Here is a 12,653-nt window from a genome sequence, read left to right as displayed (position 1 = left end):
GTTCAGGGCTCCGGGGACGCTCATACATCGTCGTACGCCCCATGGTCAGGGGCGTACCGCGCGCTGCCTCCCATCCGGACTTTCACCGTCGGTCCCGGAGTTTCACCGGGTCAACCGGCCGATGGCTTCGGCCGGGTCGCGGACTGTCACCGCCGGTTCGGAATTTCACCGACCCCGGAGCACGCGTTCATGCTTTGCCAACCAGTGTGCCATGCATTCCATTCCGCGTCCCGTGTGACCATCGCCACTGGCCGTCCGGGATTGAACGTTCAACGATCTTGGAGTCGGGGTACACCCTGCGCCACAAGTGACGCATGACGGACTTTTCCCCCAGGAGGCAGTCATGGACGTCGTCGCCCTCATCGCCCGCATCGCCTTCACCGCGATCTTCATCGGCGCCGCGGTCGGCCACTTCACCGCGACCGAGGCCATGGCCGGTTACGCGGCCGCGAAGAAGCTGCCCATGGCCAAGCTCGCCGTGCAGGTCTCCGGCGCCTACATCCTGCTCGCGTCGGCCCTGCTCATCCTCGGCATCTGGCCCGACCTCGCCGCCATCGCCCTCGTCCCGTTCCTGCTCGTCACGGCGTTCGTGTTCCACGACTTCTGGAAGCAGGAGTCCCCGGAGGCGCGCCAGATGGAGCAGCAGCAGTTCCTCAAGGACCTCTCCCTGGCCGGCGGCGCCCTGGCTTTGTTCGTCCTGTACGCCTCCGACAACCACCCCGGCCTGAACCTTGTAGGCCCCCTCTTCACCTGACCCCGGCGGTCCGCGCCGCCGAGCGGCCCCGGCGGCGCGGCTCGGTACCTCGTCCGCGTCCGGCGCGCGGCCCGGCGATGCCGCAGCCACGGCCCGCCTCACGGAATCGGGGAACTGCGGATCGCCCAAGCGCCCCTCTGGAAGAGCCGGGGGCGAAGAGGCCGCTCGGCGGTCGGCCGCCCGTCGAGGATCATCGGTTCGCCGCGCAGGTAGCGCCGGTACTGGACGATCAGGTCAGCGTCCGGAAGCAGGGGCCACCGACTCGTCCGGCCACTCGCCTTGTCGAGGACCAGCACAGTCTCCCCGCCGGGCACCGGAACCTGCGGCGGCTCGGGCAGCACCGCCGACACGCCCCTAGCGACGTAGAAGGCGCCAAGATCACTGAGCAAGACGAGCCGCCGTGCGCCGCCCGCGGCCGAGCGGTTGAAGTGAGCGTCCGCACACGCCCACGCAGCACCGCGGTCAAGCGGAGCACCCTGCCAGGCCCCGTGCGAGACGAGCGCGGCGGCGACGCGACGCATGGTCGGGCAGGGCGCCGCTGTCTCGCACGCCGGACACGCCGCCGCTCCCGTGGGACGATGCGCGTCCAGGAGGTCGGCGAGCATGGCCACCGCACCGGCCAAGGTCCGGCTCGCTTCGGCGGCCGAGTCGTCCCGCGCGAGGACGGCGAGGGCCGCGTCCCGTGCTTCTCGGACGAGCGATTCCTCGGGACGAGCCGTCATCGGACGTCGTCTCCGGAAACGACACCGCGCTCGTGGTGGCAGACGACCTCGTCGGCGACATCGTGCAGATCCGCGAAGGGCCTGCACGCGTAGGCGTTCCGCGTCCCCGGCCGGACGCGCCACCGGAACACGCCCGGCGGCTCGGACCAGACCGTCAGGCCCCGCACCGCGACCACCGAACGGTCGGACCCGTGGTGGCAGCGCGTGCCGTCCAGCCCTCTGGCGACCAGCAGGCGGCGCAGCACCACGGCCGCCTCCCACGGGAGCGGGCGTGCCGGGGGCGCACACGTCCGGGCGGCCGGGACGCAGAACCAGGTCGCCTTGCCCGGTACCGGCAGCGGCCCCAGCCTGGACCGCGTCCGGTGCCAGCCCCACGCCGACGAGAGCGCGTCGACGACCGCCATTCCCCGGCCGTTCTCCGCCCACGCGCCGACCGCCTTGCCGGGACGCGTCCACTCGGGCTTCGGGTCGAACACTTTGAACACGAGCTGGCTCTCCGGCGTGACCCGGTGGTAGGCCCACAGCTCGAGGACGCGCCGCCCCGGCGCCGCCTCCGCGCGGCCCGACGCGCCGCCGATGCCGTGCCTGAGGCCGTTCGTCACCAGCTCCGACGCCGCGAGCGTGACGTCCTCGACGAGTTCGCCCGGCACCTTGGCCGCCGTCAGCGCCACCCGAAGGTGTGCGCGGGCCACACCGGCGCAGGTCTCGTCGGCGGGCAGCGGCCACGCCGAACACCCGCCGAGCACCAGATCAGGGAGATGGCCGTGAACCATGGGGGTCTCCTCTACACGAGGGGTCTATGTCCGAAGCAGCAAGATCGTTTCCGTAATCGGCTGCGAACGCTGCGTTACGGGCTAGATAATGAAGTCATTCGCACCTAGATCGCAAGGCTAAGCGAGATAGATAATCCAGATTCTTGCGATCATGAAACTAAATACCCACAAAATAGAAGGAATGGACATGTCAGACATTCGCGCTAGCGGATACAGTCCGACGATCAAGAAGCGTGCACTCAGCCGGAAATTGGTTGACCTGCGAAAACAGTGCGGCATGACGACAGCCCAGGTATGCAGGCAGCTCAACTGGAGTCACACGAAGCTCAACTACATCGAAAAGGCCAAATGGGTCGAACCGAGCAGCGACGCCGTCGCCGACCTCTGCGAGCTGTACGGCGTCGAGGGCAGTGACCGCGAAGCCCTGATCATGCTCACCCGGGAGGCTCGCCAGCGCGGCTGGTGGCGCAGGTACAACGACGTCTTCCGGGACGACTTCGTGGGGCTGGAGGCGGGCGCCTCAGAAATCTACGCGTTCCAAACCACACTCGTGCCGGGCCTGCTTCAAACACCTGGATACGTCGAGATGATCAATCGCGATGCGGGCATGGTTGACGACGCCGAACTGAAGCGCCACATCGATGCCCGGACGCAACGCCAGATGATCCTCACGAAACGGTCATCTCCCTGCCGCTTCCATGCGCTGATCGATGAGAACGCGTTGCTTCGGATCAGCAGCCCCCACGTACGGTCGGAGCAGATTCGCCATCTCATCAAGGTCTCAGGGAGACCTAACGTCGACGTACAGATCCTCAAGATCGCTGACGGAGTCTACCCAGGCACCAGCGAACCGTTCGTTTATCTGAAGTTCCCCGGAGCCGCTGACCGAGACATCGTCTACCTCGAAACCACGATCGACGACCGCATGATGGAGGAGGAGGATGAGCTAGAGCGCTACATGGCCAGGTTTGATCTGCTACGCGCCAGGGCTACAGATCCTGCCGCAACTAGCGCATACCTCACAAGATTGATTGAGTGACAGCCATGGAGCTTTCTAGGACGAACTGGCGCAAGAGCAGCAAGTCCAGCGCTGGCGGCCAAGAGTGCGTCGAGGTCGCTGCGGCCTGGCGAAAGAGCACTCGTTCCCTCGGCAACAACGAGCAGTGTGTCGAGGTGGCGAGCGCCTCTGAGACCGTGCTGATCCGTGACAGCAAGGACGTTGGCGGCCCGATGCACATGGTGACGCCCACGGCGTTCCGGGAGCTGGTCAGCCGGATCAAGAGCGGTGGGCTCGACCTGTAGTACAGGAAGCGCGCCCTACGTTGACCTGCGGCGTGTTGCCCTTATCCGCAGGTCGTTAATACTCCAGCCGCATTTGGAGATCTCGGTCTGATCGAGGCCGGAACGTGAGACGGCCACCGCTGTGATCGTGTGGGTGTGTTGGAACCAGACGATCGGCGGTGGCCATGCCGCCCACTGTAGAAGATGTCGACCCGGCCGGGTGGGCTGATGGGTTCGATGAGCTGTTCGCGCAGGTGGTGGCTCCGTTCTTCGGCCGGCGGGAGCCCAGGGTGCGGGCCTGGTCGTATCTGCTGGGTCTGCTGAGCGGACTGGAGCGCAAGAACGGCTGGTCGTTGGCGGGGTTCGCCGGGGACACGCGGCCGGACGGGATGCAGCGGCTGCTCAACCATGACCGCTGGGACGCCGACCTGGTGCGGGACGCTCTGCGTGCGCAAGTGGCCGAGCGGCTCGGCGACGCCGGCGGAGTGCTGGTTGTCGACGACACCGGGTTTGAGAACAAGGGCCGCCGCTCGGCGGGTGTGCAGCGCCAGTACACCGGCACCGCAGGCAAGATCACCAACTGCCAGATCGGAGTGTTCTACTCGTATGTGAACCCCGACCAACAGCGGTTGCTCATCGACCGGGAGCTTTATCTGCCCGAATCCTGGTTCGCCGACCCCGGCAGGCTCGCCGACACGGGCGTCCCGGAGCGGGCACAGTTCGCGACCAAGCCGGAGCTGGCCTGGCGGATGATCGAACGGGCCTGCGACGACCCGCTGCTGGTGTTCGGGTGGCTGACCGGCGACGAGGCCTACGGCGACAAACCGCGCTGCGCCACCGCTGCACCGGCCGCGGCGTGAACTACGTGTTCGCGGTCTCCTGCGACCACCCGCTCATGCTCGGCGGCGCCCGCACCCGGGGCCGACGCCGCGTTCGCCGACCTGGACCGGACGGCGTGGCAAGCGCTCTCTTGCGGGGACGGGGCCAAGGGCCGCCGCTGGTACGACTGGGCGTGGATCGGCCTCGGTGAACACCAGGGGGAACACCAGTGGGCGCTGGCCCGCCAGTCGATCAGCGACCCCACCGACCTGGCCTTCTACCGATGCGCAGCCAACCGGCCGGTCGGCCTGCCCGAACTGGTGCGGGTGGCCGGTTCCCGCTGGAGCGTCGAGGAATGCTTCCAAGCGTCCAAGAACGAGGTCGGCCTGGACCACTACCAGGTCCGCAAGCACACCGCCTGGTACCGGCACATCACCCCGGCCATGGTCGCCCACGCGCACCTGGCATTCCTGGCCGCCGACCCGCCCCCAGACCCCGCCAACCCAGACCCCGGCGGCACCGACGATGGCGAGGCTGACGACCTCGCCACACAGGGGGCCCGATCAGCAGGGACGATCACACTCCAATGACGCGGGCCGGGACGAACCCGACGATCTGGTCCCGCTCACCGTCAACGAGATCCGCCGCCTGCACGCCCATCTCCACCAGCCCAGGCACCCACCCCGACACCGAATCCACTGGCCACACTGGCGACGCCGCCACCAAGCACGCGCCCGCCGCTGCCACTACCAACGACAACAACGCCTCATCGATCACTAAAAGCGGCTGGAGTATTAAGTGGGGCGAGATGGATGCATCGCGGATGACGCGGCACAAGAGCAGCCGTTCGCTCGGCAATAACGAAGAGTGTGTCGAAGTCTCTGCGATCTGGCGCAGGAGCAGCAAGTCCAGCGGTGGCGGCCAGGCGTGCGTTGAGGTGGCGGGCACCCCGAGGTCGTACTGGTCCGCAACAGCAAGGACGCGGCCGGCCCCGGGCACATGATCACTCCAGAGACGTTCCGCGACCTGATCGGCCAGATCAAGAGCGGCAGGCTCAACCTGTAAGTCGTGACGCGTTGACCGGCGGAGTGTTGCCCTTATCCGCAGGTCGTTAAGGGCAACACTCCGCAAGTCATCCGTAGAGGGACGGGGGCCGGGGCCAAGGATGGACGCAGTCCGTGAACGTGCAGGTCAGCGCCAGGCCCACGGGACGATCCTGTGGACGTCTTGGCACCCGACCGGCCGCACCCACGACCTCACCGCCGCACGCGCATGGGCCTCTGCGCGAGTTGGAGCGGCTCTACCAGGCTGAACTTGACGTTCGAGGTCGCCACTCCGCCCGTAATAATGCTGCGATCAGCGCTTCCATAACAGCCACCACAAAAGGCTCCTATTGCAATCATATGTCATCAAATTCATAGACCCCCAGTCGGGCCAACTTCCTGACCATATCCGACCAGGTGGCCCCCTCTATTCGCTCGATAGCGGCAGTTACCGTTCGCAGGAGTGGCGGAATGTTTGGACTATCCACAAGTATCAACGAATAACCGAATACCACTTGCTCCCGAACCAGTCGGCGAGCGACATTTTTGGGCGTGCAGACAATGAACTGCAAAGATTCTTCACCGATGCCGTCCGAAGGGCCTACAAGAGCCTGCAAAAGGAAGGAGAAATCCGTCTCATCCTCAGGCCAGAATGAATCAAGGTCTACATCCGGACTAATGAGAGCCCTCACCTTGACGTTCATGGCATGTCTACAATGTTGAGGTGTGCGTCACCCTGCCAACGGCCTTCAGGCCGGACTCGCCATTCGAAATTTGCCTGATGCCCGGGTCCCCCGAAGCGGGCCGGCCTATTTGGCTTGAACGACGGTGGCCGATATTGCCGCAACCCGTCACTACTTATCATCGTTTTCCCATCCCGAGCTAGCCTGTACCCCGGACCTACCCACGCCTCCCCCATCAGCGCCGACTCGTGTGCCGTACCAGAACCGATACCGGAGAACCCCTTTTGCTTGCCGGCGTTGCTCAACATCCGGCTTAGCTCCATCTCCCGCTCAACACTGATACCACACCCCTTGCAGGCTCCGCCCCCGAGTCTCGGAGATTCCAACCCAAGTAGCCTCCGGAGGCCCCCCGTGCCCTGTAGAGTTCCTCCCGATTGTCCACCGTTCGCCTCAGTAACTGCGTTTGCGCCAGCGGCTCCGATCCCTGCGAGCTTTAGGCATGCCACGATTCTTGCCAGGCAGACCTCAGTGGCCACACCCGCCGCCGCTTCGCAGCCACCAAAGACACATACTCCAGCTGCAATTACAGCGAGGGATATAATTGCAGCAACCTTTTCTGGCTTAGACAGGGGCGGCAACTTGCGGTACGGCCCGTTGGGCACCGGGCCGCCTTGGTGGCACCCTGACTGCGCTGCGAGGTAGCCGTTACAGGTAGGGAGCTTTGGCCTTTGGTGCGTAGCCGAACTCCTCCCACCGTAGCTGTTGCCACTTGTAGCAACTTTGCGGCCGCCGGGGTTGTAAACATCGTAGCCGCCCTTGTTGTTGGGGCGGCGGTCCACGCCATCGCCGTTGAAGCATTCCAGGCCGTCTCGGGTTCTGCGGCACATCTTGCCGTCCGGGTCGGCGTTGGTGACGGGGCTGTTGTTGGCGTAGGTGTAGCCGTTCATCTGCTGGGGGTCGGCCTGGTCCATGAGGGGGTCGACGGAGATGAAGCGGCCTGTATCGGGGTCGTATTCGCGGGCGCCGAGGTGGGTGAGACCGGTGGGGTCCTGGGTTCCGCCGACGAACCCCTTGTCGCCTGGCCAGGTGGCGTCGTCGTCCATGCCGCGGAGGGAGCCGAAGGGTGTGAAGCGGCGGACGGTGGTCTGCTGGGTGGCGCTGTTGACGGCAATTTGGGCTGTGCCTTGGTGGTCGGCGGCCAGGTAGGTGATGGTGCCGTCGGTGGTGCGCATTGCGATGGTCTGGCCGGCGAAGGTGTAGTAGCGGGTTGCGGTGGCGGTGGTGGCGCCGTTGAGTGCACGGAGTTCGGTGCCGTCCGGGAGGTACAACGTCGCGCCGGATGCGTCCTTGCGGATCAGGCGGTTGCCGTCGGCGTCGTAGGCGAAGGTGAGGTCGTTGCCGTTTTCGGTGACCTTGGTCAGTTCGCCTTCGGTGTTCCATTCCAGGGTCTGGCCGGTATTGGTGGGGCCGGTGTCGATGGCGCGTTTGGTGGTGTTGCCGACGGCGTCGTAGGTGTAGGTGTCGCTGCGTTGGCCGGTGGGGCCGGTCTGGGTGACCTGGTTGAGGCGGTTGCCTTGGCCAGCGGGGGCGTAGGTGTAGGTGCGAGTCGTGTCGGTGGTGCCGCCGATGCCATGGCGGGTTTCGGCGGTGCGGTTGCCGGCCTTGTCGTAGGTGAAGGACTGCCAGTACGGGGCCGGGCCACCGATCAGCGAAGCGGTGGGTGCGGTGGCGCAGGCGTCAGTGGTGCTCTGCGTCCAGGCCTGGGTAAGGCGTTGCAGGTGGTCGTAGCGGAAGCACTGGTTGTCGACGCCGTCGCGGGAGACGTCGGTGATCGAGGTGATGGTGCCGGCGTCGGTGTAGTGGTAAGTGGCGTAGCGGTCGTCGCCTTGGACGCCTTCGTGCAGGGTGCGGGCGGTGGCCGGGCGCTGGGTGCCGTACTGGTAGGTGAAGGTTTGCCAGGTGTGTTTGCCGTCGGGCCCGAATTCCAACAGGTTGGGCTTGTTGGTGGGGGTGTAAAGGGCGTCGTTGACGTAGGGCGTCTGATCGGTGGGGCTTGTCCCGCCGGTCATGCCCGTGGGGCGGAGGATGTCGTCGTACTGGTATGTGACGCTCTCGGCGGGAAGGCCACCGGCAGCGGGGCGTGCCTGCCCCAGAACGGTTTCGTCCAGGCCGTACTGAGTGGAGAACTGGTACCGGCCAGCCAGCGCGCCTTGTGAAGCGGGGATAGTGAGGGCGGTCTTATCGGCGCGACCGAGTTGGTCGTAGTGGCGGACGGTGCTGGTGTAGTCGCCGTCGCTGGTGTGTCTGGTGGCGGTGGCGAGTTTGCCCTTACCGAAGGGGGCGGTGTCGTAGGTCCAGGAGGCCAGGAGCGGTCCGTCGGCTGCCCCATCGTGGGTGGCGGTCTTGCGGCTTAGCCCGTCATAGTCGACAAAGATCTTCTTGCCACGGGCGTCGGTGGTGGAGACCAGCCGATCCAGGTCGTCGTAGGCGAAGGTCGTGGTCCCCTTGTCGGGGTCGGTGGTCCGGATCTTGCGACCGCGCAGATCGTAGCTGGTGGTGAAGGTGTTCCCCGACGGGTCGGTGACCGTGGCGACCTGCCCGGCAGGGGTGTAGGTGTAGCGAGTCGCGTCGTACTCGCCGGTCGGAGTCGCGGCTTTGTACTGTCGGCGCTCGATCACCTGCCCGCGGGCGTCAGTGATCTGTGCGTTGGCGATGCCGCCGGACGGCGGGGTGACCGAGACACGGTTGCCGCCTCCGTAGCCGTAGGTGGTACGCCACAGTTCGGAGTCGGGCTGGGAGCCGTTGCCGGAAGTGAGTTTTTCGACGGTCTTGCGGCCCAGGCCGTCGTACTCGGTGCGGGTCTGGGTCTCGATGTTGCCGGGGGTGCCGATACCGAACAGCTCGGTGGTCGGGGCGCCCTCGGCCGCGTAGGCGGCATAGGTTCTGACAACTTGTCCGCGGTTGTCGTAGAAGGTGTCGCTGATCAGCCGTCCGGTCTGGCCGGGTACTTGGACTTGGCGGGGCCGCAGCCATCCGTCCAGCAGTTCTATCCTCGCTAGCCGCTGTCCGCCGGTGGCGGTCAGCGTCTGGGTGGTGACGGCGACGATCTGGCCTTCGGTGACGCGGTAGCTGTATTCGTAGTTGGGTTCGCGGCCGTTGGCCTTGGACTGGTTGGGCAGCCACACCTTGGTCAGCCGGCCGAGCGGATCGTAGGCGTAGTCGGTGCGCAGCCCCATGTTGGACTGGTCAATGGTGGTGACCGGCACACCCCATGCCGGGTCGAGGTACTTCACCGTGGTCAATGCCGTCGAGGAGACATCCGGCTTGGCCGGCGGTGTCGTGGTGGTGACCTGGGTGTTCAGCCCCTGGGTGTCGGTGTAGGACGTCGTCGTGGTCTGGTTCGCGGCATCGGTGACCTGGGTCGGACGACCGTAGCCGTCGTAGGCGGATCGAGCTTTCACCACATACGTCGGCGAGCTACCGTCATGAGAAGCGATGGTCTCGACCTTGGTGACGTTTCCCGCAGTCGGGCCTTCACCGAAACCGAGCCCGTCGTAGAAGGTGCGGACGTCGGAGACGACCTGCGTGGAGTGGTCGGGAGTGACGCTGCAGGCAACCGAGACCGTCTCGACCCGTGACGGGGAATCCACCATCCAGGCGCCTGTGTTGTCGGCGTAGTCGGTGCGGGTGCACCTGTCGTCATCGTTGGAGTCGACGTCGCCCAGGTCGCTGACCGAGGTGACACGTCCGACGCCAGGGCCCGAACTCGCATAGGAGTTGTCGGTCTTGGTCTGAAGCCAGCCGCCGCCGTCCTTGACGGTCCAGGTCCGCGTACCGTCAATCGCGGTCACGTTCGCCGTGGTTGTCCCCCACGAGCGGGTGCGTGAGGCGGTTTGGACACGCCAAGGGGTGTTGACCGTCTTGGAGTGGATGCTGCCGCCCGGCCCGGTGTACTGGGCGGTCTTGAGCGTGAATCCGGCCAGGGCGTCATGGTCGGTGTAGGTGCCGCCTTCTCCATCGGAGACGGTCACCGATTTGGTGCCTCCGTCACGGGTCTTGCGGTCGCCGTCCATGCCGCGCAGATAGTAGGTGTCGGACTGTGTGGACGGGGTGTTGTAGGAGCCGGTGAGGGTGCGGACGTGGCCGTAGCCGCGCCACTGCGACCAGGTCTTCTTCTTCTCCTTGGTCAGCCCGTCATCGTCGTCGAAATGCCAGGCAGCGCCGCCCAGGTACTCGTACTTGGTGGCCATGTCGGGGGAAAGCCCGGTCCGGTCGGTCTGGATCACCGAGGTCACCACGTACTTGTGGAACCAGTCGGTGATGGGCTCTTCTCGTCCTGGCGGTGTCCAGATGACCGGCATGCAGCGGGTGGTGTTGGTCTCCGGAGTCGGCAGGTCGCTCAGAGAGCAGTCGGGATCGGAGTAGGTGATGTCGATCTGTCCACCGGACTCGTCCCAGATCGTGCCGACCCGGTAGCGGACGTAGGCCAGAATGTCGTCGCCAACCTCATCGAGCCGGTTGTCCGCCTGGCCAGATTGGAAGGTGACCTTCGGCAGAGTCGTCTTCTTGCCATCGGCGGCATAGCCGGAATGCTGGATCTCCTCCAGCAGCAGGTCGCGTTCAACATCGGCCAGGCCCCAGTCGTGGTTCATCGACCAGGAGTCGACTGGCCGGTAATCCGATCCGTCGCTCTTGAGGATCTGGGTGGTGACCTGGGTGAGTCGTTTGCGGGACCAGAACGTCGGCGACAAGGTGCCGTGGGTGTCCTTGCACTCCTGACCGGAGTTGCAGTGCAGGTCCCAGGGGACGTCCCACCACTGGTCGGGGTTGTCGGCGATCTTGGACGGGTCGCAGTCGAAGGACGCGGTGGGGATGCAGCGCTCAGAGGTGGCGAAGGTGACCTGCGCGGGTGCCTTGGCGAAAAGCGCGTCCTTGCGCAGACCATAGGAGATCGTCTTCAGGTAGCCGCCGCGTACGTACGGGGTCTCGTCGGCGGCCTTGAGGTTGCGGCCGTAGTGGTTTGTCTCCTGGCCGTAGGTGTAGAGGATCGCGTTGCCGTTGGGATCGACGACGTAGTCCAGGTTCCAGCGGTAAGCCTGCTGACACCAGGACGTGGCGAACGACGACCCGTGGCACGGTTCACCGGCGTCGTCACCGAACACCGGTGAGGTCCATGTCGAACCTGTCTCGGGCTTCCCGCTTACCCAGCCGGGCGCCCGGTTAAGGCCAAAGAAGTACTGGGTGCCGTCGGTGGTGGTGACCTTCCAGTACTCCCCGTTGTCGTCACCGTTCTCGACGGAGGAACTGGTCAGTTTCTCGTACTTGGTGCCGTCGTCGGACTTGGCCCGCCAGGTCCCGTCCGACGTCTTGATTAGCTCCCCGCCCTTGCCGTTCCAAGTGACCGTCGCGTTGTCGTAGCCCCAGCACTGATCGCCTGGCGAGTTGCCCCATTCATCCTTTGGCGCGCCATCGTCCTCACATGACTTGTAACGGCGTTCGATGTATCCCGGCCACAGTTCGAAGCCTTCGCCGACCCAGGAGGGCTGCGAGTTGGAGTTGGCCGTCCGACCGTCCACGCTCCCCGATGAGTAGGAAATCGTGACGTTGGGCGTCAGCCCACCTGGAACGGGGGGAACTCGCATCGGGTACGACCACGTGAAGTCACCGGTGCTCCCGCCGCCCTGCCAAGTCGCCGATGCCTCTAGCGAAGTGGCCTTGTAATCGCCTTGCGAGCTGTCAGAGGCGGCGGCGACGACCAGCAGTGTTCCGTTCTGGCCTGCTTCTGTTGCCGCCTGGGACCCCGAGGTGGCGGCGGGGGCCGCCTCGACCTCGGCGGTCAGTGTCTTTCTCACACCGTTGTTATCGGCTGGTACTGGTTTGGAGGTGCGGCATTGCGGCTGGTCCGGCGTCGTCAGTGCGCACGCCGGCATCTGCATCAGCCGCAGCCTGGGCCCGTAGGCTCCGCCGAACGCCTGCGAGAACGCCGAGTAGTCCAGCCGGAGTTTGACCCGGCCCGGTGCGGCGGCATCGGTGCGGGCGACTGTGAACGCCAATCCGTCCACGCCTGCGGTGCGGGCCGCCTGCCGGTCCAGCACCTGGACCCGTACCTGTTCTGCGGGCGGTGCCGTTCGTGCGGTAGGGCTTCCGGCGGGCGCCAAGATCTCGACGGGGAGTGCGCCCGCCTTGGCGGCGGTGCCCGCGGCGCGTGCAGTGCGGCCCGTGTCCGAGCCGGACGGCACCTTCACTTCTGCGGTGCCGGGCGCGGGCCACGCCGCCTTGGCCGCCGGGCCTGGCTTGGCCGTATCGGTCTTGCGGGGTCGCGCCTTCAGGGGCCGGCCGTCCACCACCGGTTCGTGGTCTTCGACCTTGGGCCGGTGGGAGTTCGGCGGGTCGGCCAATGCCGGAGGGACCGACAGCAGGCCCGCGGCCAGCGCCACCGCGGTCACGATCGCAGTGGCCCGCGCCGACCGGCGCGGTTCCAGCACCAGTGTCCGGCGACGGGGCTTCACTCGGCCTGCCTTCACGACATCCTCCACAGGGCGGTCCTCAACGGGCACGCTCGGCATGCATCAAGTTCA

Annotated in this window: 9 protein-coding genes, 1 pseudogene and 1 riboswitch; of the genes and pseudogenes, 5 read left to right on the top strand and 5 right to left on the bottom strand. The window is 65.9% G+C overall.

What is annotated here, in order from left to right; genetic code table 11:
* Nucleotides 1–56: 56 nt before the first annotated feature.
* Nucleotides 57–187: riboswitch (FMN riboswitch) on the bottom strand.
* A gap of 156 nt (nt 188–343) precedes the next feature.
* A complete protein-coding gene (locus tag HUT06_RS15340; RefSeq protein WP_176196355.1) occupies nt 344–754 on the top strand; it encodes a DoxX family protein in 411 nt (136 codons plus the stop codon).
* A 98-nt stretch (nt 755–852) separates the two neighbouring features.
* Here HUT06_RS15340 and HUT06_RS15335 read toward each other — a convergent pair whose 3' ends face one another.
* On the bottom strand, nt 853–1,476 hold the full coding sequence (locus HUT06_RS15335) for a hypothetical protein (RefSeq protein ID WP_176196354.1): 624 nt from the start codon (nt 1,474–1,476) through the stop codon (nt 853–855).
* Nucleotides 1,473–2,249 carry an anti-sigma regulatory factor gene (locus tag HUT06_RS15330; protein ID WP_176196353.1) on the bottom strand — a complete coding sequence of 259 codons (777 nt, stop codon included), beginning with the start codon at nt 2,247–2,249 and terminating at the stop codon, nt 1,473–1,475. The genes HUT06_RS15335 and HUT06_RS15330 overlap by 4 nt, the downstream gene beginning before the upstream one ends.
* Before the next feature lie 151 nt (nt 2,250–2,400).
* Between HUT06_RS15330 and HUT06_RS15325 the strand changes: the two genes are divergently transcribed.
* From HUT06_RS15325 to HUT06_RS15315, 3 genes and pseudogenes are all read left to right on the top strand, one after another.
* On the top strand, nt 2,401–3,288 hold the full coding sequence (locus HUT06_RS15325; RefSeq protein WP_368406970.1) for a helix-turn-helix domain-containing protein: 888 nt from the start codon (nt 2,401–2,403) through the stop codon (nt 3,286–3,288).
* A gap of 5 nt (nt 3,289–3,293) precedes the next feature.
* Nucleotides 3,294–3,551, top strand: a complete 258-nt coding sequence (locus tag HUT06_RS15320; RefSeq protein WP_176201378.1) for a DUF397 domain-containing protein — start codon at nt 3,294–3,296, stop codon at nt 3,549–3,551.
* A gap of 221 nt (nt 3,552–3,772) precedes the next feature.
* Nucleotides 3,773–4,816: pseudogene (locus tag HUT06_RS15315) on the top strand (IS701 family transposase); the annotation flags it as partial.
* A gap of 109 nt (nt 4,817–4,925) precedes the next feature.
* Here the strand turns inward: HUT06_RS15315 and HUT06_RS44560 are convergent.
* Nucleotides 4,926–5,207, bottom strand: coding sequence for a hypothetical protein (locus tag HUT06_RS44560; protein WP_176193781.1), 282 nt, complete (start codon nt 5,205–5,207; stop codon nt 4,926–4,928).
* Here HUT06_RS44560 and HUT06_RS45595 point away from each other — a divergent pair.
* Nucleotides 5,158–5,352: a DUF397 domain-containing protein gene (locus HUT06_RS45595; RefSeq protein WP_368407028.1), complete on the top strand. Its 195-nt coding sequence runs from the start codon at nt 5,158–5,160 to the stop codon at nt 5,350–5,352. The genes HUT06_RS44560 and HUT06_RS45595 overlap by 50 nt on opposite strands.
* 396 nt (nt 5,353–5,748) lie before the next feature.
* Here HUT06_RS45595 and HUT06_RS15300 read toward each other — a convergent pair whose 3' ends face one another.
* Both HUT06_RS15300 and HUT06_RS45230 read right to left on the bottom strand, forming a co-directional pair.
* The gene (locus tag HUT06_RS15300; protein ID WP_176196351.1) at nt 5,749–6,096 is read right to left on the bottom strand and encodes an Imm8 family immunity protein; all 348 of its coding nucleotides are present in this window, start codon (nt 6,094–6,096) and stop codon (nt 5,749–5,751) included.
* On the bottom strand, nt 6,093–12,611 hold the full coding sequence (locus tag HUT06_RS45230) for an RHS repeat-associated core domain-containing protein (protein ID WP_176196350.1): 6,519 nt from the start codon (nt 12,609–12,611) through the stop codon (nt 6,093–6,095). Before HUT06_RS45230 ends, HUT06_RS15300 begins: the two co-directional genes overlap by 4 nt.
* Nucleotides 12,612–12,653 lie beyond the last annotated feature (42 nt).

The sequence above is a fragment of the Actinomadura sp. NAK00032 genome, assembly GCF_013364275.1.
Taxonomy (GTDB): Bacteria; Actinomycetota; Actinomycetes; order Streptosporangiales; family Streptosporangiaceae; genus Spirillospora.
Note: the sequence above shows the minus strand (reverse complement) of the source record. Positions and strands in the feature narration are given on the sequence as shown.